The organism is Lysobacter sp. Root916 (genome assembly GCF_001429785.1).
Taxonomy (GTDB): domain Bacteria; phylum Pseudomonadota; class Gammaproteobacteria; order Xanthomonadales; family Xanthomonadaceae; genus Lysobacter.
Window position 1 is genome coordinate 177,412 of the sequence record NZ_LMJF01000016.1, and the last position, 23,759, is coordinate 201,170.

The 23,759-nt window shown below is 70.2% G+C and carries 21 protein-coding genes; 5 read left to right on the forward strand and 16 right to left on the reverse strand.

Annotation, left to right across the window (positions count from 1 at the left end; all coding sequences use genetic code 11):
* Positions 1–35: 35 nt before the first annotated feature.
* The 8 genes from rsmA to ASE35_RS19115 form a co-directional block, all read right to left on the reverse strand.
* Positions 36–863, reverse strand: a complete 828-nt coding sequence (rsmA, locus tag ASE35_RS19080; protein WP_056182180.1) for a 16S rRNA (adenine(1518)-N(6)/adenine(1519)-N(6))-dimethyltransferase RsmA — start codon at positions 861–863, stop codon at positions 36–38.
* Positions 860–1,846 (reverse strand): 4-hydroxythreonine-4-phosphate dehydrogenase PdxA, encoded by a 987-nt coding sequence (gene pdxA / locus ASE35_RS19085; RefSeq protein WP_057164796.1) that lies wholly within the window; start codon positions 1,844–1,846, stop codon positions 860–862. The genes rsmA and pdxA overlap by 4 nt, the downstream gene beginning before the upstream one ends.
* Positions 1,847–3,205, reverse strand: coding sequence for a peptidylprolyl isomerase (locus ASE35_RS19090; protein ID WP_057164797.1), 1,359 nt, complete (start codon positions 3,203–3,205; stop codon positions 1,847–1,849).
* Positions 3,202–5,709 (reverse strand): LPS-assembly protein LptD, encoded by a 2,508-nt coding sequence (gene lptD, locus ASE35_RS19095; RefSeq protein ID WP_056182168.1) that lies wholly within the window; start codon positions 5,707–5,709, stop codon positions 3,202–3,204. The genes ASE35_RS19090 and lptD overlap by 4 nt, the downstream gene beginning before the upstream one ends.
* Before the next feature lie 248 nt (positions 5,710–5,957).
* On the reverse strand, positions 5,958–7,922 hold the full coding sequence (locus tag ASE35_RS19100; protein WP_057164798.1) for an alpha/beta fold hydrolase: 1,965 nt from the start codon (positions 7,920–7,922) through the stop codon (positions 5,958–5,960).
* 130 nt (positions 7,923–8,052) lie between these two features.
* Positions 8,053–8,973, reverse strand: a complete 921-nt coding sequence (locus ASE35_RS19105) for a histone deacetylase family protein (RefSeq protein ID WP_056182161.1) — start codon at positions 8,971–8,973, stop codon at positions 8,053–8,055.
* Between the two features lie 2 nt (positions 8,974–8,975).
* Positions 8,976–9,530 (reverse strand): cob(I)yrinic acid a,c-diamide adenosyltransferase, encoded by a 555-nt coding sequence (locus ASE35_RS19110; protein ID WP_056182157.1) that lies wholly within the window; start codon positions 9,528–9,530, stop codon positions 8,976–8,978.
* Between the two features lie 13 nt (positions 9,531–9,543).
* Positions 9,544–10,131 carry a hypothetical protein gene (locus tag ASE35_RS19115; protein WP_057164799.1) on the reverse strand — a complete coding sequence of 196 codons (588 nt, stop codon included), beginning with the start codon at positions 10,129–10,131 and terminating at the stop codon, positions 9,544–9,546.
* A gap of 175 nt (positions 10,132–10,306) precedes the next feature.
* On the opposite strand from ASE35_RS19115, the gene ubiH reads away from it, so the two are divergent.
* Both ubiH and ASE35_RS19125 read left to right on the forward strand, forming a co-directional pair.
* Positions 10,307–11,566, forward strand: a complete 1,260-nt coding sequence (gene ubiH / locus ASE35_RS19120; protein WP_056182150.1) for a 2-octaprenyl-6-methoxyphenyl hydroxylase — start codon at positions 10,307–10,309, stop codon at positions 11,564–11,566.
* Positions 11,563–12,756, forward strand: coding sequence for an FAD-dependent oxidoreductase (locus ASE35_RS19125; RefSeq protein WP_057164800.1), 1,194 nt, complete (start codon positions 11,563–11,565; stop codon positions 12,754–12,756). The genes ubiH and ASE35_RS19125 overlap by 4 nt, the downstream gene beginning before the upstream one ends.
* A gap of 16 nt (positions 12,757–12,772) precedes the next feature.
* On the opposite strand, the gene ASE35_RS19130 is transcribed toward ASE35_RS19125, so the two are convergent.
* The 7 genes from ASE35_RS19130 to ASE35_RS19160 all read right to left on the reverse strand — a co-directional run bounded on the left by ASE35_RS19130 (position 12,773) and on the right by ASE35_RS19160 (position 19,650).
* The gene (locus tag ASE35_RS19130; protein ID WP_057164801.1) at positions 12,773–14,083 is read right to left on the reverse strand and encodes an MFS transporter; all 1,311 of its coding nucleotides are present in this window, start codon (positions 14,081–14,083) and stop codon (positions 12,773–12,775) included.
* A gap of 90 nt (positions 14,084–14,173) precedes the next feature.
* A complete protein-coding gene (locus ASE35_RS19135) occupies positions 14,174–14,674 on the reverse strand; it encodes a nuclear transport factor 2 family protein (RefSeq protein WP_057164802.1) in 501 nt (166 codons plus the stop codon).
* A gap of 187 nt (positions 14,675–14,861) precedes the next feature.
* A complete protein-coding gene (locus tag ASE35_RS19140) occupies positions 14,862–15,563 on the reverse strand; it encodes a hypothetical protein (protein WP_157489573.1) in 702 nt (233 codons plus the stop codon).
* A gap of 110 nt (positions 15,564–15,673) precedes the next feature.
* Positions 15,674–16,744 carry a 23S rRNA (cytidine(2498)-2'-O)-methyltransferase RlmM gene (gene rlmM, locus ASE35_RS19145; protein WP_056182136.1) on the reverse strand — a complete coding sequence of 357 codons (1,071 nt, stop codon included), beginning with the start codon at positions 16,742–16,744 and terminating at the stop codon, positions 15,674–15,676.
* A 122-nt stretch (positions 16,745–16,866) separates the two neighbouring features.
* Positions 16,867–17,418, reverse strand: coding sequence for a nucleoside deaminase (locus ASE35_RS19150; RefSeq protein WP_235570117.1), 552 nt, complete (start codon positions 17,416–17,418; stop codon positions 16,867–16,869).
* Positions 17,419–17,435: 17 nt separating this feature from the next.
* Complete coding sequence (locus ASE35_RS19155) at positions 17,436–17,888, reverse strand: hypothetical protein (protein ID WP_157489574.1); 453 nt, start codon at positions 17,886–17,888, stop codon at positions 17,436–17,438.
* A 4-nt stretch (positions 17,889–17,892) separates the two neighbouring features.
* Positions 17,893–19,650: a glutamine--tRNA ligase/YqeY domain fusion protein gene (locus ASE35_RS19160; RefSeq protein WP_057164806.1), complete on the reverse strand. Its 1,758-nt coding sequence runs from the start codon at positions 19,648–19,650 to the stop codon at positions 17,893–17,895.
* Positions 19,651–19,886: 236 nt separating this feature from the next.
* Here ASE35_RS19160 and ASE35_RS19165 point away from each other — a divergent pair, with 236 nt between their 5' ends.
* Positions 19,887–20,165 carry a DUF2007 domain-containing protein gene (locus ASE35_RS19165; protein ID WP_056182123.1) on the forward strand — a complete coding sequence of 93 codons (279 nt, stop codon included), beginning with the start codon at positions 19,887–19,889 and terminating at the stop codon, positions 20,163–20,165.
* A gap of 91 nt (positions 20,166–20,256) precedes the next feature.
* On the forward strand, positions 20,257–20,775 hold the full coding sequence (locus ASE35_RS19170) for an adenine phosphoribosyltransferase (RefSeq protein WP_057164807.1): 519 nt from the start codon (positions 20,257–20,259) through the stop codon (positions 20,773–20,775).
* A 360-nt stretch (positions 20,776–21,135) separates the two neighbouring features.
* On the opposite strand, the gene ASE35_RS19175 is transcribed toward ASE35_RS19170, so the two are convergent.
* Entirely contained in the window at positions 21,136–22,785 is a 1,650-nt protein-coding gene (locus ASE35_RS19175; RefSeq protein ID WP_057164808.1) for a peptide-N4-asparagine amidase, read from the reverse strand.
* Between the two features lie 285 nt (positions 22,786–23,070).
* Between ASE35_RS19175 and msrA the strand changes: the two genes are divergently transcribed.
* On the forward strand, positions 23,071–23,730 hold the full coding sequence (gene msrA / locus ASE35_RS19180; RefSeq protein WP_057164809.1) for a peptide-methionine (S)-S-oxide reductase MsrA: 660 nt from the start codon (positions 23,071–23,073) through the stop codon (positions 23,728–23,730).
* The last annotated feature ends 29 nt before the right edge of the window (positions 23,731–23,759 follow it).

A 23,759-nucleotide genomic window follows, 5' to 3' on the forward strand; every position in this document is an offset into this window, starting at 1 on the left:
ACCGTATCGACGCCCGTCGGAACCGGTATTCCGGCTCAGTTTTCCGGCGCCAGGCCCTTGAGCGAATTCGCCAGGCGCACGAAATCGGCGACCTCGATCTGCTCGGCGCGCGCATCGGGGCGCACGCCGGCGGCTTCGATCGCGGCCGCGTCGCAGATCTGCGACAGCGCGTTGCGCAAGGTCTTGCGGCGTTGGCCGAAGGCGTCGCGCACCACCCGCGCGAAGCGCGCGTGGTCGTCGATGCCGATGCGCTCGGGCGCGCGCGGGATCAGCCGCACCACCGCCGAATCCACCTTCGGCGGCGGCCGGAACGCGGCCGGCGGCACGTCGAACAGGGCGGTGACCTCGCAGTAGGCCTGCAGCATCACCCCGAGCCGGCCGTAGACCTTGCTGCCGGGGCCGGCCGCCATGCGGTCGACGACTTCCTTCTGCAGCATGAAGTGCATGTCGACGATCGCCTCGGCGTGTTCCAGGGCATGGAACAGGATCGGCGAGGACAGGTTGTAGGGCAGGTTGCCGACCAGGCGGATCGGCCCGTTGTTGTGGGCCAGCGCGCCGAAATCGACGGTGAGCACGTCGCGGTGTATGACCTCGAGCGTGCCGTGGGCGCGCGCGCCCTCGGTGAGCGGGAAGATCAGGTCGCGGTCGAACTCGATCACGGTCAGCTCGCCGTGGCGGTCCAGCAGCGGGAAGGTGATCGCGCCCTGGCCGGGGCCGATCTCGACCAGGCGGTCGCCGGGCTGCGGATCCACCGCCTGCACGATCATCGCGATGATGTCGCGGTCGTGCAGGAAGTGCTGGCCAAGGTGCTTCTTGGCGTCGGCGGTGAAGCCTTTGGCGTGGGCTTTGGCCGTGCCGGTCATGACGGTGCTCCGTGCTGGCGGGTGCGCGCGATGCGGGCGCAGGTCTCGGCCGCGGCGATCAGGCTGGAAGGGTCGGCCAGGCCGCGACCGGCCAGGTCCAGGGCGGTGCCGTGGTCGACGGCGACGCGCGGGTAGGGCAGGCCCAGGGTCAGGTTCACCGCGCGCTCGAAGCCACTGTACTTGAGTACCGGCAGGCCCTGGTCGTGGTACATGGCCAGCACCGCGTCGAAGCCGCGCAGCTTGGCCGGCAGGAAGGCGGTGTCGGCCGGCAGCGGGCCGATGAGGTTCAGGCCCTGGGCGCGCAGTTGCGCCAACACCGGTTCGATGACCTCGATCTCCTCGCGCCCCAGATGCCCGGCCTCGCCCGCGTGCGGGTTGAGCCCGAGCACGGCGATGGCCGGCTCGGCGATGCCGAAATCGGCGCGCAGGGCGGCGTGGACGATGCGCAGGGTGCGCGCCAGCGGCTCGGGCCGGATCGCGTCGGCGACCGCGCGCAGCGGCAGGTGGGTGGTCGCCAGAGCGACCCGGACCAGGTCGTTGGCCAGCATCATCACCACCTCGCAGCCGGCCTGGGCGGCCAGCAGTTCGGTGGTGCCGGTGTAGGGAATGCCGCCCTCGTTGATCGCGGCTTTGTGCACCGGGCCGGTGACCAGGCCGTCGTAGTCGCCGCGCAGGCAGCCCTGAGCCGCCTCGTGCAGGGCCCGGATCACCGCGCCGGCGTTGGCGGGGTCGGGGCTGCCGAACGCGGGCAGGCGGGCCTGTTCGATCTCGACCAGGGACAGCTCGCCCGGCCGCAAGGCCGCCTGTTCGGGCGGCAGCAACTTCAGGGGCAGGTTCAGGGCTTCGGCCGCGGCGCGCAGGCTGCGCGGGTCGGCGTAGGCGGTCAGGGCGTAGTCGCGCGGGCGCTGGATCAGCCGCAGGCACAGCTCCGGCCCGACGCCGGCCGGCTCGCCCGGCACCAGCGCGAGCCGGGGAGGGTGCACTCAGCCGCCGCTGGCGGGCGCGGTGGGCGCTGCAGGCGCGTCGGTAGCGGCGGCCTTGCCGACGCGGATGTCGATGAAGGCTTCGCCGCGCTTCTCGCGCAGGAAGCGGTTCCACTCATCCTCGAGCTTGCGCCGGCCGATCGTTTCCTGGACCTGGGCGCGGCGGTTGCGGTCGCCGACGTCGGTCTGACGGCTGCCGGTGCGTTCGACGATGTGCCAGCCGGCCGGGGTGCGGATCGGCTGCGAGATCTGGTTGTCCTGCAGGCCGGCGACCGCGCCGCCGAACTCGGGGCCGAACTCGTCCTGGGTGAACCAGCCGAGGTCGCCGCCCTTGGCGCGCGAATTCAGGTCTTCGCTGTCCTTGACCACTTCGTCGAAGGCGGCGCCGCCGGCCAGACGCGCGCGCAGGGTCTCGGCCTTGGCCTTGGCCTGCGCTTCGGTGACGGTGTCGGTGACGCGGACCAGGATGTGGCGGGCCTTGTACTGGGTGACCATGGCCGGCGCGGCCTGCGAGGCGTCGCGGGTCTCGACCAGCTTGAGCAGCTGGAAGCCGCTGGGGCCGCGGATCGGCGCGGTCACCTGGCCGGCGCTCATGTTGCGCATCAGCTCGGCGAAGGCGTTGGGGATTTCGTCGGTGCTGCGCCAGCCCAGGTCGCCGCCTTCCAGCGCGTTGGGGCTGTCGGAGTAGCGCACCGCGGCGGCGGAGAAGTCCATCTCGCCCTTGTCGATCAGGGCCTTCACGCCCTCGATCTTCTTCTGGGCGGTGGCGATCTGCTCGGCGGTGGCGCCCTCGGGCAGGCCGACCAGGATGTGGGCCAGGTGGTACTGGGTGCCGGAATTGGCCTGCGCGGCCAGGGCGGCGTCGATCTCGGCGTCGCTGACCGATACGCGGGTCTGGGCGAAGCGCTGACGCAGGCGCTGGGTCAGCAGTTCGTCGCGGATCGAGGCGCGGAATTCGTTGTAGCTGCCGCCGTCGCGGGCCAGCTGCTGGCGCAGCTGCTCCAGGCTGATGCGGTTCTGCTGGGCGATGCCGCCGATGGCCTGGTCGACTTCCTGATCGGTCACGCGCACGCCGCTGTTTTGGGCGTAGGCGACCTGGATCTTGAGCAGGATCAGGCGCTCGAGCACCTGCCGTTCCAGCACGTCGCGCGGCGGCAGCTGGTTCTCGCGGCCGGCGTACTGGGCCAGGATGTTGGTCACGGCGCGGTCGAGTTCGGTGCGCAGGACCACGTCCTCGTCCACCACCGCGGCGATACGATCGATCGGCTGCACTTCCTGGGCGGACGCCGCGCCGATGGGCAGCAGCACCCCGCCGGACAGCACGCCGACGGCCAGCACACAAGCGAGTAGTTTCTTCATAGGGTCGGGTCGGGGGTGGGATCGGTCTGGCCGCGGGTCACGGACGAGGGCGGCACGAGATAAAGATCGTCGCGATCGTAGCCGAGAATAGCACGGCGCAATACCCGCTCCGTGTTCTGTCCGGCCGAGCCTAGGCCCTTGAGTTCGAACTCGACCTGAAGCGAACTATTGAGGTCGCCGGAGCGGTCGCGCAGGTAGCGGCGGGCGACCACGCGCACCGCCAGACAGCAGCTTTCCCACTGCAGGCCGGCGATCTGTTCCAGCGGTTTCTTGTCCAGCAACGAGTAGTAGTAGCGGCCGACCACGCTCCAGTTTTCGTTGATCGGATACAGGAACGACAGGTCGGCCTGCTCCAGCAGATCCTTGCGGGTGACCGGGTTGCGGCGGTAGCGGTAGCCGATGTTGACGATGCCGGCGTCGCCGAACAAATAGCGCGCGCGCAGGCTGGCCAGGTCCTGGCCGCTGAACTTGGGGTTGTACTGGTAGGTGCCGTTGATGGTCCAGCGGTCGCTGGGCGAGACGCTGACGTCGGCGACCCAGGCCGACTTGCCCTGTTCGATCGGGCTTTCGCCGGGCACGGTGACCCGGCTGTCGTCGAAGTACTGGATCTGGCCGATGCTGGCCGACAGCCGCTCGCGACCGTCGTCCTCGCTGATCAGGCGCGTGGTCAGGGCCACGGTGAGCTGGTTGGCGTCGGTCTGGCGGTCGGCGCCGCTGTAGCGGTTTTCGCGGAACAGCTGGCCCCAGCTGAAGGTCATGGGGTCGGTGTCGAAGATCGGCAGGCCGTCCTGGTTGCGATAGGGCGCGCGCAGGTAGAACAGGCGCGGCTCCAGCGTATGCAGGTAGCGGTCGCCGCGGATTTCGGTGTCGCGGTCGAAGTACAGGCCGGCGTCGACCGAGGTGATCGGCAGGCTGCGGTTGGGCGACTTGTCGTAGAAACGCGCGTCCATGTCCGGCGTGTAGGCAATGCCCTGCTGCTGGGCATAGGCGCGCGCGTTGGTGGTCGCCAGTTCGCGCGCCTTGGCCGCTTCCAGCTCGTAGGCGGTGTAGCGGAAGGCCAGCTTGGGCCGGATGAACCAGCTCGCGCCTTCCAGCGGCAAGGAGATGTAGGGCTTGACGTCGAAACGGCTGCCGCCGGGCAGGGCCACGTCGCGCGAGACCCGCTTACCGTCGGCCTGGGCGTAGCGCACGATTTCGTCGGTGTGCTGGAAGCGCACCAGCTCGGAGTCGACGCCGGCCTCGAACCAGCGGCCGAACGGCTGCGCCCAGCGGAAGTAGGCGCGCGGCAGGCGGTCGTAGGGCAGGCTGCGTTCGGTCAGGGTGTAGTCGGCGAGCTGGTAGTGGTCGGCCATGACGCCGGCTTCCCAGTGGCGGCCGCGGCCGTACAGGCCGATATCGCTGCGGATCGAGTACGCGGACACGCCGTACAGGCTGTTGCTGAAGTCCTGCAGGTAGTACTTGTCGCTGACCCAGGCCAGGTTGGTCGAGGCGTACCAGTTGCCGTCCAGGCTGTGGCTGGCCTTGAGCGCGAACTGGCCGCGGTTGTCGTCGGGCAGTTCCTCGGGGCGCAGCGCCAGGTCGGCGTAATCGGTATAGCGCGACGGCCGGTCGCCCGGCAGCTTGTCGCTGGGCATGAAGTTGGCGTAGACCTCGCCCTTGCCGTCCGGGTACAGCCAGCGGAACTCGCCGCCGAGCACGCCGCCGCGCTTGGCCATGATGCGCGGGTACAAGGTGGCGTCGTAGTTCGGCGCCAGGTTGAGGTAGATCGGCTGCTTGTAGTCGAAGCCGTTCTTGCCCGACAGCGAGATCGCCGGATACAGCAGGCCGGTCTGGCGGCGCTCGTCGATCGGGAACTTGAACCAGGGCACGTACAGCACCGGCACCTTGCCGATGCGCAGGGTCGCGTTGTGGGCGACGCCGAAGCCGTCCTCGGTGTCCAGGTCGATCTGGCGCGAACGCAGTTCCCACACGCGCTGGTTGGGCGGGCAGGTCGAATAGGTCGAGCCGACCAGCTTGCCCTTGGCGCCGGTGAGGTCGATGCGCTCGGCGCCGCCGTTGCCGCGGCGCTGGGTCAGCTGGTACTGCACGTCCTCGATGCGGTGGGTGTCGGCGTTCTGGTCGCCGGACGCGCGCTGCGCGGTCATGCGCATGCCGTTGTCCTGGTAGCGCACGTTGCCGTCGGCGGTGTATTTGCCGGTGTTCTCGTTGTAGGACAGCTTGTCGGTGCCGATGAACTGGTCGCCGCGGCTGAGCTTGACGTTGTCCTGGACGACGATGTTCTCGTCGTCGCCGGCGCGTTCGAGCACGCCGCCGTCGATATCGGTGGGGGTGCTGGTGCGTTGCTCGGCGGTGCCGACCGGGGTGGGCGCGTCGGTGAACGCGGGCACCACATCCTGGATCGGGCACAGGCCCCAGTTCTCCTCGTCGTCGCCGGAGGCGGCCTGGGCAGGCAGCGCGAGGGCGATGCACAGCGACAAGGGAAGCAGGCGTAGGGGTTTGTGCACGCGGCCATCCGGCGAACAGAAATCGGCCGTTAGCTTGCCGCATCCCTTGCAGGGGGGCAACGCGAAACGCGGGCCGCGGGCCCGCGTCGTTCATTTTGCGAGCGCGGACGGCCGCCGCGGGGCCCGCGCGGGCGCCCTGCGGGGGGGCGCGGGCGGACGCGGCCCCAACGCCGGATACAGCGCCGCCCGGCCGTGATGCGGCCGGGCGGCGGATGCGGCATGGCACGCGGACTGCGCCGCGCCCGGGCTCAGGGCTGGCCGGTGCGCGGCGGCGCGCCGTCGCCCTTCAGGTAGGTGTCGAGGAAGTTCAGGATCTTGCCGTAGCCCTCGATCTGGTTCTTTTTCTTGCTGAAGCCATGGCCTTCGTCGTCGAACACGACGTACTCCACCGGCACGCCGTTCTTGCGCACCGCGGCCACGATCTCGTCGGACTCGGGCTTGATCACGCGCGGGTCGTTGGCGCCCTGCAGCACCATCAGCGGCTTGTTGATCTTGTCGGCGTGGAACAGCGGCGAGGTCGCGATCAGGAAATCGCGCTGGGTGGCCGGATCGCCGATCTCCTTGTACAGCGCCAGGCGGAAGCTTTCCCAGTACGGCGGGATGCTCTCCAGCGTGCGCAGCCAGTTGGTCACGCCGAAGATGTCGACGCCGACCTTGAACTCGTCGGGATGGAAGGCCAGCGCGGCCACGGTCATGTAGCCGCCGTAGCTGCCGCCGATGATGCCGATGCGGTCCGGGTCGACGTAGTCCAGCGACTGCAGGTACTTCTTGGCCGAGATCGTGTCTTGCAGCGGCTCGCGGCCGTGCTTGCCGTCGTCGGCGGCGAAGAAGGTCTTGCCGTAGCCGGAGCTGCCGCGGTTGTTGATGCCCAGCACCACGTAGCCGTGGTTGGCCAGGTACTGGATCACCGCGCTGTGCGCGCGCGTGGTCTGGCCGCCCGGGCCGCCGTGCACCCACACCAGCGCCGGCGCCTTGGCCTGCGCAGTGGCCTGGTGCGGCTTCCACAGGATGTTCGGGATCGCCATGCCGTCGAAGCTCTTGAAACGCACCACGCTGGAATCGACCAGATCGGTCGCGGCGATGGCGGGATTGAGCGACCGGGTCAGCTGCTTGGGCTGGCCGCCGAAGCTGAGCGTGTACAGGTCGTTGGGCTGGCGGTCGCCGTTGAGGTAGAACGCCATGCGCTTTTCCGAACGCGAGATGCTGACGTTGCGGATCTCCCCGGCCGGCAGCTTGGGCAGCGCGACCGGCTTGCCGCTGGCGTAGTCGAACACCTGGATCGCGGTGCTGCCGTCCTGGTTGATCGCCACCACGCGGTATTTGCCGTCGTGCGAGAAATAGTTGTCGGTGATGTCCCAGTCGGTCTTCTGGACCGGCTCGTGCTTCCAGGTGCCGACCTCGACCCGGCGCAGCTGCGCGAACTCGCTTTGGTCGTTGGCGGTGTAGTACAGCCACTTGGAGTCGGGGCTGAAGTCCTGGCCGGTGAACATGGCTTCGCCGGTGTGCGCGGAGACCTTGGTGGCCTGGCCGCTGCCCAGCTCGGCCACGAACAGGTCGGCGTCGTTGGTGGTGGTGGGCTTGGCCAGGGCGATCCAGCGGCCGTCGGCCGAGATCGGGCCGAGCTGGTAGGCGTCGGCGTTGCGATAGACCAGCTCGCGCGCATAGTCGCCGCTGGCGTAGCGGTACAGGTCGAACACCTTGGGGTCGCGTTCGTTGCTGCTGACGTAGAAGTGCTTGCCGTCGTGGCTGAAGCCTTCGAACGAAGCCTTGAGCTTGTCGCCCGGGGTGAGGTCGCGCTCCTTGCCGTCGGCGCCGATCACGTAGAGGTGATTGAGCTCGTTGCCGCCCTGATCGCGGGTGAACAGCACGCGGTCGTCGTGCGGGAAATAGGCCACCGCATAGGTGCTGTCGACCGTCGAGCGGGTCACCGGCGTCCATTCGCCGCCTTCCACCGGCATCGAATAGGCGTTCCAGATGCCGGACTTGTTGGACGAGAACAGCAGCCGCGATTCGTCGGCCGAGAACGAGGCGCCGGCCACGCCGACGGTGTCGATGAAGTCCTGGATGCGGTACTGCTTGGACGGCAGCGCCGTCGCGGGCGTGGCCGCGGTCGCGGTCGCGGGCGTCGCGGCGGTAGCGGTCGTGACGGGGATCAGCGCGGCCAGCGCCAGGGCCAGGGCGAGCGGGGTGCGGGAGAAACCGGAGCGTGTCATGGAACGGTCCTTGTAGGCAGTCGCGGAAACGGTGGCGCGGCCACGGACCGGGTCCGTCGCCGCGAGGGAAGGCGATTGCGAATATAGGCCGGCCGGCGCCGCCGCGGTTAGCCCGGGCCGGCGGTTGCGATCAGCGCGCAGGCGCCAGCAGCGCGCCCACGTGGGCCACCGCGCATTCGCGCAGGGCGGCCAGGTCGTAACCGCCTTCGAGCATGGAGACCACGCGTCCCAGCGCGTGCTTATCGGCGATCGCGACCAGTTCGGCGGTGATCCACCGGTAGTCGTCGCCGTCCAGCTCCAACTGCGCGAGCGGGTCGCGCCGGTGGGCGTCGAAGCCGGCCGAGATCAGGACCAACTGCGGCCGGAACGCGTCGATCGCCGGCAGCAGGCGTTCGCGCCAGACCTTGCGAAACGTCTCGCTGCCGGCGCCGGGCGGCAGCGGCGCGTTGATGATGTTGCCGATCCCGCGCTCGTCGGCGTAGCCGGTGTCGGGGTAGAGCGGCATCTGGTGCGAGCTCACGTACAGCACGCGCGGATCGGTGTCGAAGATCGCCTGGGTGCCGTTGCCGTGGTGGACGTCGAAGTCGATCACCGCCACCCGCGCCAGGCCGTGCTTGTCGCAGGCATGGGCGGCGGCGACGGCGATGTTGTTGAACAGGCAGAAGCCCATCGCGGCCGAGCCGGTGGCGTGGTGGCCGGGCGGGCGCACCGCGCAGAACACGCGCGTCTCCTCGCCCTTGAGCACCGCGTCGACCGCGGCCACGCCGGCGCCGGCCGCGCGCAGGGCGGCTTCGGCCGAGCCCGGCGCGAGCACGGTGTCGGGATCCAGTTGCATCGGCCCGTCCAGCGGCGTGTCCAGCACCAGCGCCAGCAGGGCGTCGTCGTGCGCGCGCAGCAACTGGCCGCGGCTGGCGCTGGGCGCCTCGCGCCAATCCAGCCCGTCGAAGGATTCGCGCAGGGCCTCGGTGACCGCGACCAGACGCAGCGGCCGCTCGGCATGACCCGGACCCGGGTCGTGGCGCGTGCAGGCCGGATGCGTGTAGACGCGCATCGCTAGCCCTTGCGGCGCTCGTGGTTCCACAGCACCTCGCCGTGGCCGCTGGAACGCGCCAGCACGCGGGCCAGCACGAACAACAGGTCGGAGAGGCGGTTGAGATAACGCACGGCCTCGGGGCGCACGTCTTCCAGGCGCGACAGCGCCACCGTCTCGCGCTCGGCGCGGCGGACCACGGTGCGCGCGATGTGGCAGCGCGCCGCGGCTTCGCCGCCGCCGGGCAGGATGAAGTCCTTCAGCGGCGGCAGGTCTTCGTTATGCGCGTCCAGCCACTGCTCGAGGCGATCGATGTCGGCATCGAAGATCGCGGCGTGGCCGGGGATGCACAGCTCGCCGCCGAGGTCGAACATCTGGTGCTGGATCGCGACCAACTGGCCGCGGATCGCGTCTGGCAGCTCGCTGGCCAGGACCAGGCCGATCGTCGAGTTGGCCTCGTCGACCGTGCCGTAGGCGCCGACCCGCGCCGAATCCTTGGCCACGCGGCTGCCGTCGCCCAGGCCGGTGCTGCCGTCGTCGCCGGTGCGGGTGTAGATCTTGGAGAGACGGTTGCCCATCGCCCGACGCGGATCAGCGCGGCTTGGCGACGTCGGCGTTGGCCGTCGTCGGCTTGACCGCTGCGACGACGATCGCGTGCGCCACCGCAGCGATGCCGACGTAGGTGGCGGCGGTCTGCATGTAGGGCAGCAGCCACTGGACGTAGTTCGCGGCCCAGCCGGCGACGGTCTTCTCGGCCACCGAGGCCGACAGCCAGTAGAAGCTGCCCTGGCTGAGCAACTGGCAGACCAGGGTCGAGGCGACCAGCGCCACCGCGGTCAGCGCCAGGGTGCGCCAGCTGCGCGAGTAGTTGCGGGCAACGAACAGGCCGCCGGCCCACATCGCGAAGTAGGCCGGCACCAGGAACCAGTACGCGGCCGACACGCAGTAGTGCTGCCAGAAGCTCTGGCCCTGGCCGGTGATGACCGCGTAGTCCACCGCCACCGCCAGTGCCATCAGAGCCGGGAACGCCCAGCGCGTCCACTGGCGCAGGTAGAAGCCGCCGATGAAGAACACCGCCCAGGAGGCGTCCGGGATCGGCGCCCAGTGATTGACGCGCGTGGCGACCATCAACAAGGCCAGCAGGGCGAGGATCAGACTGCGTTGGGTGGTGGGCTTCATGGCTAAGGCTCCCGACGCCGGACTGGCGCGCCAATCCCGCCATTCTAAGGAACCTGCGGCGAAAGTGCCGTATCCGGCCGCTAAGTGCTTGATCGGAGGATGTCGGCGGGGCGCGAAAGCGCGAATGCGCGCGACGGCCACGGATTCGTCGCGGGCGCGGTCGTATCATGAACGCATGAATCAAGACGCCCACGCGCCCTCCGATCCGGCGCAGACCCTCCACGATGTGCTGATCGTCGGCGGCGGCCTGGTCGGCGCTAGCCTGGCGATCGCCCTGGACCGCAGCGGCCTGCGCGTCGGCCTGATCGAGGCCGCGCCGCCCGGCGCGCTGCCGGCGGTGTTCGACGAGCGCAACCTCAGCTTCGCCGAGGCCACCGTCAACGCCCTGGGCGCGCTGGGCGTGCTGCAGAAGCTGCGCACGCCCAGCGGCGCGATCCGTCGCATCCACATCAGCCGGCGCGGCGATTTCGGCCGCAGCCTGCTCGACGCGCACCGCTACGGCCGCGAGGAATTCGGCCGGGTGGTGACCGCGCGCGACTTCGGCGAGGCCCTGGAAGCGCGCCTGGCCGAGTTGCCGCGGCTGCTGCGCTACCGTCCGGTGCGCTTCGTGGGCTTGGCCGAGGACGACGGCAGCATCCGCGCGGTGCGGGTCGCCGACGGCGCCGGCGAGCGCGTGCTGCGCGCGCGCCTGCTGGTCGCCGCCGATGGCACCCGCAGCGGCGTGCGCGAGGCGCTGGGGATAGGCGTGGACGAACACGACTACGAGCAGACCCTGTTCGTGACCCGGTTGCGCGCCGAGCGCGCCCCCGACGGCACCGCCTACGAACGCCTGGGCGAAGGCGGGCCGACCGCGCTGCTGCCGCGCGGCGACGGCCACTACGGCCTGGTCCACGGCGTGCGGCGCGAGCAGGCCGATGCGGTCGCGGGCCTGGACGAAGCCGGCTTCCTGGCCCAGGCCCAGGACGCGTTCGGCTGGCGGGTCGGCCGCTTCCTCGCCTGCGGCGCACGCAACGCCTATCCGGCGATCCGCGTGCTCGCCCAGCGCCGGGTCGGCGCGCGCGCGCTGCTGATCGGCAACGCCGCCCAGACCATCCACCCGATCGGCGCGCAAGGCTTCAACCTGGGCCTGCGCGACGCGCTGACCCTGGCCGAACTGATCGAAGCGGCGCGCGCCGCGGCGGGCGAGCCCGACTGCGGCGCACCGGCCCTGCTGGACGCCTACGAGCGCCGCCGCCAGGAGGACCGCGAACGCACCATCGCCTTCTCCGACGGACTGGCCCGGGTCACCGCCAACGCATCGCCGCTGCTGCGGCCGCTGCGCAGCCTGGGCCTGTTCGCGGCCGACCGTCTGCCGTCGGTGCAGGCCTATCTGGTCGGCGGCGCGATGGGCTATCGCGGCGATGTGCCCGCGCTGTGCCGCGGAGCGCAGGCATGAGCCGGCGCGGTCCGCTGGACGTGATCGTGGTCGGCGCCGGCGTGGTCGGCGCGGCCGCCGCGCTGGCGTTCGCGCGCGACGGTCTGGAGGTGGCCCTGGTCGAAAGCCGCGAGCCGCCGCGCTGGCGCGAGGACGCGCCCGATCTGCGCGTGTACGCGTTCGCGCCCGACAACGCGGCTCTGCTCGACGATCTCGGCGTGTGGCGCGGCGTGCTCGACGCGCGCGCGCAGCCGTATCGCGCGATGCGGGTCTGGGATGCGGCCGGCGGCGGCGAGCTCGGCTTCGAGGCCGACGCCTTCGGCCGGCGCGAACTGGGTTGGATCGTCGAACACGGCTTGTTGGTCGATCGCCTGTGGGCGGCCCTGCCGGCCGCCGGCGTGCGCCTGCATTGCCCCGAACAAGTCGTCGGCCTGGAACAGACGCCCGAGGGCGATAGCGCCGAACTGCTGCTGGCCAGCGGCAACCGCCTGCGCGCGCGTCTGGTGCTGGGCGCCGATGGCGCCGAATCGCAGCTGCGCGGCCTGGCCGGTATCGAGGCGCCGGCGCACGACTACGGCCAGCGCGGCCTGGTAGCCTTCGTCGATCACGAGCTGCCGCATCAGGCGACCTGCTGGCAGCGTTTCCTGCCGACCGGGCCGCTCGCGTTCCTGCCTTACGCCGGGCACGACGGGCGCCGCAGCTCGATCGTCTGGACCCTGCCCGATGCCGAGGCCGAGCGCCTGCTCCACATCGATGAAGCCGATTTCCTGCGCGAGCTTGGCCATGCCTTCGGCGGTCGCCTGGGCGCGATCGCGGGCGTGTCCAAGCGGGTCGCGTTTCCCTTGCGTCGACAGCTCGCGCAGAAATACGTGAGCGGCCGCGTCGCGATCGCCGGCGACGCCGCGCACGTGGTGCATCCGCTGGCCGGGCAGGGCGTGAACCTGGGCCTGCGCGACATCGCCGCGCTGCGCGGCGTGCTAGCGGGCGCGCAACGTCGCGGTGCCGATCCCGGCGGCGCCACTCGCCTGCAGCGCTGGGAGCGCGAACGCCGCAGCGAGAACGCCTTGGCCGCCTACGGCTTCGACGGCCTCAATCGTCTGTTCTCCAACGACGCGGTCGCCGCGACCTTGTTGCGCGGCCCGCTGCTGGGCCTGGCCGGCAAGCTGCCGCCGGTCACCCACGCATTCTGGCGCCGCGCGGCGGGCGTGTGAGTACGCGCGCAGCGCCTCAGCCCACGTAGGACGGCGGCCGTCTGAGCAACAGGTACAGCGCCACCACCACGCCGATCGCGGCCACCGCCATCACGTAGTAGGCCGGCGCCATGCCGCCCAACCCGCGCATCCACGGCGAGGCCAACAGCGGCGGCGTGCTGGCGCCGAACACCGCATAGGCGACGTTGTAGGAAAACGACAGTCCCGAGAATCGCACCGGCGCCGGGAACGCGGCCACCATCACCGCCGGGATCACCCCGACCACGCCGACGAAGGTGCCGGCCAGCGCGTACATCAGCAGGAAATGCTGGGCGCCGTGGTTGAGGTCGTAGTAGAGCGCGTAGCTGCTCAGCAGCACGCCCAGCGCGCCGATCAGCAGGGCGCGCGCGCGCCCGATCTTGTCCGCGAGCAGGCCCGCGCCGACCGCGCTCAGGGTCAGGCAGAACGCGGCCAGGCTGTTGCCGAGGAAGGCCTGTGCAGGCGCGATGCCGAAGCGCTGCTGCACGATGGTCGGGGTCATCAGGATGATCACCACGATCGCGGCGGTCAGCAGCCAGGTCACCAGCATCGACAAGGCCACGCCGCCCGCGTGCTCGCGCAGCACCCGTTTCAAGGGCAGTTCCTGCACCAACTGGCGGCTCTCGCGCATGGCCGTGAACACAGGCGTCTCGCTGAGCCAGCGCCGCAGGTAGACGGCGAAGAAACCGAACACGCCGCCGATCAGGAACGGCAGGCGCCAGGCCCAGTCCAGCACTTGCGCCGGCGCGAACCAGGTGTTGACCGCGGCCGAGATCAGCGAGCCGATCAGGATGCCGGCGGTGAGCCCGGCCGAGAGGCTGGCGCAGGCGAAGCCGACCCGGTTCGGCGGCACGTGCTCGGCCACGAAAGTCCAGGCGCCGGGCACTTCGCCGCCGATCGCGATGCCCTGGACGATGCGCAGCGCCAGCAGCAACAGCGGCGCGGCGATGCCGATTTGCGCGTACACCGGCAGCAGGCCGATGCCCAGGGTCGGCAGCGCCATCAGGAACACGCTGAGGGTGAACATGCGCTTGCGCCCGGAGCGGTCGCCGAAGTGGGCCATGACGATGCCGCCGATCGGTCGCACCAGATAACCGGCGGCGAAGATGCCGTAGACCTGCAGGGTCGACAGCCAGCCCGGCATGTCGGGCGGGAAGAACAGCTGGCGCAGGCTCTCGGTCAGGAAGACGAAGATGACGAAATCGTAGAACTCCAGCGCGCCGCCCAGTGCGGCCAGCGACAGCGTGCGCAGGTCCTTGCGATCCAGGGCGCGTGCGGCGGGCGCGGGGGGCGCGGGGAGATCGGTCATCGGGCGTGGGCGGCGGCGGACGGAACCGGCAATGTACGGCAAAGCCCGCGCGCCGCGTGCGCCCGGGTTTGCGTTTCGCGACGTGCGCGCTCAGGTGTTGGGGCGGTGCCCGTAGCTGAGCACGCGGGTGATCTGCCAGACCCCGTCCTTCAGCCGCCACACGATCACGAAATCGGCGATGCCGTCGCAGCGACCGCTGTCGAACTGACAGAAGCGGTGCGAGCCCTGGGCGATCGCGCCGAAGTCCTTGATCGGGAATACCTTGAGGCTGCCGGGTATCAGCTCGCGGCGGAAGTGGCCGCACACGTGTTTCTCGGTGTTGGCGAGCATGTCCTTGCGCGACCAGGTGACGCCGCCGTTGTCGTGATAGAACTCGACGCCTTCGTCGAAGTAGTCGGCGTGCTTCTGCAATTGCCCTGGTTTGTCGCAGGTGTTGAAGGCATCGAACACCGCGGCGTCCAAGGCCGAGACCGTGTCGAACAGCGGATCGGCGGCCGGCTGGGTCGCCGGCGCGGTGGTCGCGGACGCGGCGTATGCGCCCGGCGCCACGACCATGAGCGCGGCGGCGATCAGCGGGATGAGCTGGTTCATGCGGGTCTCGTAAGGGGCGGATAGCTGGCGACCGCCCGACTATACGCAGCCCGCGCGCGGCCGCATCTGACAAATGGCACACGGACCGAGGTCCGCAAGACAATGCGCGACGCCCCGATCGCTCGGGGCGTCGCCATGCCGCGTGGGAGCGCGACGGACCGGATCGTTCCGGTCGCGCGCCTGCCGCTTACATCCGTCCTTCCAGTTCGCGCGGGCTCAGGTAACCGTCGCCGTCGACATCCAGCAGCAGGAAGTCGGCGGTCAGCGCCGCGTGGCCGCCGGCTTCGGCCCGGTTGATGCGGCCGTCGCGATCGCCGTCCAGGGCCGGGAAGTCGATGCGGTAGCCCACGCTGGCGCGCGATGCCGGCGGCGCGGTGGTGGCCTGAGCGGTGGCGTCGGCGGCGGCCTGCGCGCGCAGGCTGGCATCGGCGGCCGCGCTGCTGGCGTCGCGCGCAGCGAGCGCGGCCTGGCCCGCTTCGGCGGCGGCCGCGACCGGGTTGGCGCCGGTCTGCGCCGCGGTCTGCGCGGCTTGCGCTTCCTGCGCCGCGCTCACCGCGCGCTGCGCCGCGGTCTGGGCGTCGATCGAGGATTGCTTGGCTTGATAAGAGGTGGCCGCCGCGGTGGCCGCGCCGTGTTCGGTGACCGCGCCGGCTTTGCGCGCCGCGATCGCGGCTTGCGCGGCGGTTTGCGCGGCAGCGGCATCGTCGCGCGCATTGCGCGCATCGTCCACGGCGACCTTGGCGTCGGTGCTCGCATTGATCTGAGCGCCGACCTTGGACTTGGCCTGCTGGGCCGCGGCCTGGGTGCTGATGCCGGTGGCGGCGATCGCCAGAGCCAGCAAGGTGATCCGACTCAGGGACGTGACGCGTTTGTAGGCATGCCTATTCATCGTGACCTTCGTGCGGGTGGGGGAATGGCGACCCTAGACCCCACGCGGTCAATCCGATGTATACGAACGAAACGCCCGCTGAACGCGTCGATGCGCGATGAACGTGCGCCTCAGCGCGGGCGCGCGTACACGGTGATCTCTTCGCGATCGTGATACAGCTGGCGCGCGCGCACGATCAACGGCCGATGGGTCTGATGCTCGAACAGCTCCAGGCACACGCGGGTTTCTTCCCAGCGCTTCTTCATCGGCAGCTTGAGATTGAAGATGGTCTGCCGGCACCAGCCTTCGCGCAGCCAGGTCGCCATGCGTTCGGCGACGCGGCTGGGCTGCTCGACCATGTCGCAGACCATCCAGTCCACGGTGCGGCGCGGCTGCCATTGGAAACCGTCGGCGCGCAGGTGATCGACGCGGCCGCTGTCCAGCAAGGCCTGGCGCAAGGGGCCGTTGTCGACCGAGGTCACCTTCATGCCGTTGCGCATCAGCACCCAGGTCCAGCCGCCGGGCGCCGCACCGAGGTCGGCGGCCTGCATGTTGTCGCGCACCAGGCGCTCGCGCTCTTCGTCGTCCAGCAGGGTCAGCAGCGCTTCTTCCAGCTTCAACGCCGAACGGCTGGGCGCGTCGGGATGCATGCGCAGACGCGGGATGCCCAAGGGCCAGGGCGCGGCGTCGCGGGTATCGGCGACCGCGACCATGGCGTGGTCGCCGTCGAGGAACACGATGTGCAGGCGCGGACGCTGCGTGTCGTCGCTGGCGGTGAGGCGGCCGGCCTTGCGCAGCGCGGGGCGCAGGGCGTTGCCGAAGCTGCGCGCCAGGCCGGCCAGCGGCTTGCCGGCGTCGGAATCGGGATGCTCCACCCACAACTCGCCGTACAGCGCGGGCACCGCGCCGGCTGCGATCTGGGCGTCGAGCGCGGCCAGGATCGGGGTGATCCGATCGCGCGGATCCAGGCCGCGCAGGTCGGCGATGCGCAGCAGCTTCTGGCGCGCGAAGATCAGTTGCGACAGCGGCAGCGCGCGCGCCAAGGCGGCCGCGTCCTCGCACAGGAATTCGACGTAGCCGCTGCCGCGCTCGGTGCGCGCGTAGCCGGGGTGGCCGGCGATCGCCGCGCGCTCGTTGAGTTCGGCCGCCAGTTCGGGCTCGAAGCCGGCGCGGCACCAGCAGAACAGCGCTTGCTCAGTCATAAGGGCAGGAGTGGGCTTGGAGAAGTGAGGAGTGAGCAACGGCGAACGGGCGATGGAGACGGAGTCCCGAGCCAGCATACGGCCTTTACTCACTCCTCACTTCTCTACGCTCACTTCTGGCTTCAATAAGCCACACCGCTCTCGCCATAACGCCGCAGCACGTCGCGGGCGGCGTCGCGGTGCAGGTCGCGGCGCACCGCGATGCCGCGGCGCTCGAGTTCGCCGATCCAGTCCGCCGGCAGCGGGCCTTCGTCGAACTCGGTCAGCGCCATCACGTCTTCGGAGCGCGCGCCGATCAGCAGGGTATCGATGCCGGCCCAGAAGCTGGCGCCGTAGCACATGCAGCAGGGCTGGGCCGAGGTCGCCAGGGTCATGGCGCCGGTCTCGTTGAGGCGGTAGCGGCCCAGCGCGGTCTGCGCGGTCATGAAGGCCATCATCTCGGCGTGCGCGACCGAACAGGTCTGCGGCACCACCCGGTTCACGCCCACGCCGATCACGCGGCCGTCGTGGTCGAACACCGCGGCGCCGAACGGGCCGCCGCTACCGACGTCGATATTGCGCCGCGACAGTTCCACCGCCAGGGCGACCTTGTCCTCGTCGCCGACATAGCGGCGCTCGCGATCGACCGCGCCATCGATCCAGTCGGGCAGCAGCAGCTCGACGCGGGCCTGCAAAGGGGCGTGGGCGGCGCTCACATCGGCACTCCCTGCTGGGCGGCGACGCCGCGGCATTGGCCCTGGACGCAGGCGCAGCCGGCGATCACCGGCGAGCCGCACATCGACATCTTGCCTTCCTTCGCGCACTGGGCCATCACCGCCGAGGGGTCGGCCGGGCTGCCGCGATTGACGCAGGCGTTGAATTGGCCGCAGCAGTTGCCGACGTTCTTGACCACGCAGTCGTTGTCGCTGGCGCAGCTCAGGTCCATCGCGATCGCCACCGGTTCCAGCGCCTCGGAATGCTGGCCCGGCGCCGGAAACTGCGGCGCGGGCGCGGCCGGTTCGGGCGCGGCCGTCGCTGCCGCGGGTGCGGCGGTGGGCGCGGCGGCGTCGGTTGCGGCCGCGGGCGCAGGCGCGGGCGAGGAGCACGCGGCCAGCAACGACAGCAGCAGCGTGCCCAGCAACAATGCGAAGAGTCGGCGCGTCATGGCGTCAAGCTTTGCTGGCCCAGATGTCGCGCAGGGTCACGCTGCGGTTGAATACCGGATGCGCGGGGCTGTGGTCGTGGCGGTCGGCGACGAAGTAGCCCACGCGCTCGAACTGGAACGCGGTCTCCGGCGCGGCCTGCGCGGCCGACGGCTCGACGTAGCCGATGGTGGTGCGGCGCGAGTTCGGGTTGAGGTGGTCCTGGTAGGTCTTGCCGTCGCTGTCGTCGTCCGGCGCGGCGACATCGAACAGACGGTCGTACAGGCGCACTTCGGCGGCGATCGCGTGGCGCGCGCTGACCCAGTGGATGGTGCCCTTGATCTTGCGGTCGGCGCCGGCCATGCCGGGGCGCGACTCGGGATCGAGGCTGCCGCGCAGCTCGACGATCTCGCCGGCGGCGTTCTTGATCACCTCGTCGCAGCGCAGGATGCCGGCGCCGCGCAGGCGCACTTCGCCGCCCGGGATCAGGCGCTTGTAGCCCTTGGGCGGGACTTCCTCGAAGTCCTCGCGCTCGATCCACAGCTGGTTGGAGAACGGAATCTGGCGCGCGCCGAAGCTTTCGTCCTTCGGGTGGTTGGAGAAGTGCAGGAATTCCTCGTGCGCGTCGTCGAGGTTGCTGATGACCAGCTTGAGCGGGTCGATCACCGCCATGCGCCGCGCCGCGGCCGCGTCGAGGTCCTCGCGCAGGCAGCCTTCCAGCACCGAATAGTCGATCACCGAGTTCTGCTTGCTCACGCCCAGGCGCTCGGCCCACAGGCGCAGCGAAGCCGGGGTGTAGCCGCGGCGGCGGATGCCCTGCAGGGTCGGCATGCGCGGATCGTCCCAGCCGTCGACCAGTTTCTCCTGCACCAGCACCATGAGCTTGCGCTTGCTCATCACGGTGTAGTTGAGGTTGGCGCGCGAGAACTCGATCTGGCGCGGGATCGCGGCCTCGTTCGGCAGGCCCCGGGCCAGCAGCGGCGCCAGCAGTTCGGGCGAGTTGGGCAGATCGACCTTGGCCACGCACCAGTCGTACAGCGGGCGGTGGTCCTCGAACTCCAGCGTGCACAGCGAATGGGTGATGCCTTCGCAGGAGTCGCTGAGCGAGTGGGCGAAGTCGTACATCGGATAGATCGGCCAGGCGTCGCCGGTGTTCTGGTGGGCGACTTTCTTGATCCGATACAGGGCCGGATCGCGCAGGTTGATGTTGCCGGAGGCCATGTCGATCTTGGCGCGCAGGGTGCGCGCGCCGTCGGCGAACTCGCCCGCGCGCATGCGCCGGTACAGGTCCAGGTTCTCTTCGACGCTGCGCTCGCGATAGGGCGAGTTGCGACCCGGTTCGGTGAGGTTGCCGCGGTAGGCGCGCACTTCCTCGGCGCTGAGGTCGCAGACGAAGGCGTCGCCCTGGCGGATCAGCTTCTCGCCGGCCAGGTAGAACACCTCGAAGTAATCCGAGGCGTGGCGCAGCTCGGCCCAGTCGAAGCCCAGCCAGCGCACGTCCTCCTGGATCGCGGCGACGTACTCGGGGTCTTCCTTGGCCGGGTTGGTGTCGTCGAAGCGCAGGTTGCAGCGCCCGCCGAACTCCTGGGCGATGCCGAAGTCCAGGCAGATCGCCTTGGCGTGGCCGATGTGCAGGTAGCCGTTGGGCTCGGGCGGGAAGCGCGTGCGGATGGCCGCGTGCTTGCCCGAGGCCACGTCCTCGCGAACGATTTGCCGGATGAAGTCGTTCTTGACCGGCGCGGCGTCGGGGGAGGAATCGGTGGCGGGGGCGGACTCGACGGACATGCGGCACTTGAAGGCAGGGGAGAACGCCCAGTTTAGCCGCTGGCGGGTTTTCCTGCCCTGACGGGACTGGCGCGGCTGGAACCGTGCCGTGGTTTTGGGTAGGCGCGGCGCGCACGGCGACCGCGTCTGCGGCCGCCATGCGGTCGCCGCTGGCGCTGCGCCTGCCCCGGAGCGGGCAGGGCCGGCGTATGCTGGCGACGGACCCGAATGGCCCGGTGGGCCGAAGGATCGCGACGATGAAGGTCGTCTACGAAGCCGCCAATCTGATCGACGCGCACCTGGTGCGGCACGCCCTGGAAGCGGTCGAGATCCCGGTCTTCCTCAAAGGCGAGGCTCTGCTGGGCGGCGTCGGCGAATTGCCGGTGTTCGGCATGGTCCAGGTCTGCGTGCCGGAGGCGGCCTGGCCGCAGGCGCGCGACGTCGTCGAGCAGTTGTCGCTGGGCCAGGCGGCGCAGGCCGACGCCGCTCAGGACGACGAACCCGACCCCGGCGCGATCGGCTGGCTGCCGGCCTGAGCCGGCCGCGTTCGACGCCCGTTCCCGACTTACTCGGCGCCCGCGCAGGCCGGTGCCGGCATTTCCACGTTTTTTCTTCAGCAGGACCCGCATGCAATCGATTCGATCCCTGATCCGCGACGTCGCCGATTTCCCCAAGCCGGGCATCGTGTTCCGCGACATCACGCCCCTGCTGGCCGACGCCGGCGGTTTCGCGCGGTGCATCGACGCGCTGGCCGAGCCCTGGCAGGGCAGCGGCGTGCAGGCGGTGTGCGGGATCGAATCGCGCGGCTTCATCTTCGGCGCGGCGCTGGCGCAGAAGCTGCACGCCGGCTTCGTGCCGCTGCGCAAGCCCGGCAAGCTGCCGCCGCCGCTGGTGTCGGTGGACTACCAGCTCGAGTACGGCAGCGACCGCCTGCAGGCACGCAGCGATGCGCTGCGTCCGGGCGAGCGCGCCTTGATCGTCGACGACGTGCTCGCCACCGGCGGCACGCTCGACGCGGCGCGCAGCCTGGTCGAGCGCCTGGGCGGCGAACTGGTGGGCGCGAGCGTGCTGATCGAACTGGCGGACCTGGGCGGACGCGCGCGCTGGCAGGGGCCGGCGCGCTTGCATGCTTTGTTGAGTTATTGATTTCGCCTGCGCCTGCGCTGTGGCGACGCAGCCCGCTGTCGCGACGGTGGGCCTGGGGCACCTGACGACTCGACCGCCCCGATAGGCCGCGACGAGCCGAAAGCGAGCCGCATCGTCGCGATCAGCGCAGAACCGCGACGATGCCGATTCGCGACCGACCGGCTCCCTTTCCCGCTTGCGCGGGATGGGGGAGGGCTGCGCCACCGGCGCGAGTACCTCAAGGCTGGCCGCAGCGGTACTTATCCAGATTCACGAAACCGTTGCTCCGCCCGATCTCTTCGTGACCGACCGGCTCCCTCTCCCGCTTGCGGGAGAGGGTTGGGGTGAGGGCCGCGCCCACAGCGCGAACGTCTCGAACCCTCAAGGTTGCCCGCAGCGGTACTTGTCCACGTCGACGAAGCCATTGCTCTGACCGATCTCGTGGTCGTAGCACCCCTGGCTGCCGAAACGCTGATGCCGTTGCGTCGAATGGCCCACCGCATGGCGCTGATCGCGCGGCACGCCGTAGTTCCAACCGGCCTCGCCGTCGAAGCGGTTGCGCTTGACCTGCGCCAGCGGCGTCGTGCCCGGCGCCGGCGTCTGCAGGGCGTTGGCGTCGTCGTAGATCTTGAGCCGCGTAGTCACCCGATAGTGGTCCTCGACCGGCTCGAAGCTGAGCAGGCCGTCGAAGCCGAAGCTCTGCGAGTTCACCGCCAGCGAGGGCAGGCCGCCGCCGATGCGGGTCACGGTTTCGGTGTCGTCCCAATCGCCCTCGACGCCGTCGTGGTACTCGCCCTCGTCCCACAGGTGCAGATTGCGATTGCCGACGATGCGGTCGACGTGGGTGATCACGCGGCCCTGGGAGGTCTCCAGCCAGCCGCTCGCGCGCAGGCGATGACCACCGCGGGTGTCGACCTGATGGCGACCGTCGGGCAGGGTCGAATAGGCCGGATCGTTGGCCAGCGCGGTGAGTTCGTAGCTGAGCAGGCCGCCACGGGTGACCGCGCGGCGCGGATCGCGCCAGACCTGCAGATTGGGTTGCAGGGTCCAGCCGGACGCACCGTCGGGCAGATTGGCCACGCGGAAGCGCAGCTCGTGCGGGCGGCCGTCGTTGACCAGGCCGATGTAGGGCGTGAGGTCGTAGCGGATCGGTTCGATGTTGAACGCGCGCGGCGCCGGCATCACGTACCACAGGAAGGGATTGGACCAGCCGCCGGTGTAGATGTGCGGGTAGGGCATGGCGATGCCGGCGACGCGGCCGTCGATCAGCACCTGCACTTCGCGATACGGCCCGTTCTGCGCCGGACAGGAATAGTCGGCCTGCGGCGGCGCGGTGAAGTACCAGAACTCCTCGCAACCGCCGCCGGAGCCGGTGGCGTACACCTCGGCGACCCAGCGCTGCGCGTTCGCGGGCAGGGCGATGTCGCCGATCAGATCGGCGCCGTCGCGACGTTCGCCGGTCAGCGCGACGACGCTGTCGGCGGCGGCCACGGCCGGATGGCGGCGGTCGGCGTTGTAGAACGTCACCCGTGCCTTGATGTGGATCACGCCGGTGTAGGTCTCGTTGACCACGTTGCCCAGATACATGCGCACCTGCTGCGGCGAGCGCAGCAGACTGGCGTAGGCGCTGATGTCCTTCTCCACGTGCCACTGGATGCCTTCGCGCGAAGGCTCCGGGGTGCTGGTGGAGAACACCGTCATGCCGCCGATCTGCAGATAGCCCAGGCGGTCGTACTGCACGCCCTTGACCGCGCCGTCGATCTCCAGCACGACCTTGTTCCAGGGGCCGGGACAGGCGGCCGGCGGCGCGATCTGGCCGTAGTGCCAATCGAAGTCGGCGAAATGGGTGTCGAGGATCTCGACCGTGCAATGCGCGGTCGGCGGGCGCGCGACCGCGGGGTCGGCGGTGCGCGGGTCGTCCCAATCGCCGCCGAACTCGTCGGCGGCCAAAGCCGGCGCGGCGCTCAGCAGCAGGCCTGCGGACAGCAGGGTGGTGGCGCACCAGGCGCGCAAGCTCGCGTTCGCATGCATTCGGGTCGGTTCCTTCGATGGCGGGAGATTCCTCGCCTCGGTCGCGATGCCGCCGGGGCGGCATCCCCCTGCGGACCGGGCGGCGTCCGCCGAGCATCCTGCGATGGCGCGCGACGGACCGCGAACGCGGTCTCGGTTCGGGCGATGGGCGCGCGATCGCCAGCGCGAGTCGCCATTCCGGGCGGGCAAGGCGCGCGCCGGCAGCGCCCGCAAACCCTTGAAATTACGGGCCCGGCGCCGCATTTCTGAGCCACGGATTTCCCCGTGATCGCACCGGAGTCGGACATGCTGGGTATCGGCGCCAACAAACAACGTCTTCCGCAACCGCAGGACGCGCTGCCCGGCCGCAACCAGCCTTTGCCCTTGCACGACGCCCACTACGTGCACGGCCGCCCGCTGCGCGGCGGCCCCGATGCGTTCGCCGGCTTGGCCCAGGTGCAGTTCGGCATGGGCTGCTTCTGGGGCGCCGAGCGCAAGTTCTGGACCTTGCCGGGCGTGGTCACCACCGCGGTCGGCTATTCCGGCGGTTACACGGCCAACCCCACCTACCGCGAAGTCTGCAGCGGCCAGACCGGCCACACCGAGGCGGTGCTGGTGGTCTACGATCCCGCCCAGGTCTCGTTCGACGCGCTGTTGCAGACCTTCTGGGAGAACCACGACCCGACCCAGGGCATGCGCCAGGGCAACGATGTCGGCACCCAATACCGCTCGGCGATCTATTGCAGCGACGAGGATCAGTACCGCGCCGCGTTGGCCAGCCGCGACGCCTTCCAGGCGCGCCTGCGCGAAGCCGGTTACGGCGAGATCAGCACCGAGATCGCATTCCCGGCGCCGACCTTCTACTACGCCGAAGACGAGCACCAGCAGTACCTGGCCAAGAACCCGACGGGCTACTGCGGTTTGGGCGGCACCGGCGTGAGCTGCCCGATCGGCGTGGGCGCCTAAGCAGGCGACGTTCGCTGCGTGGGCCGCGC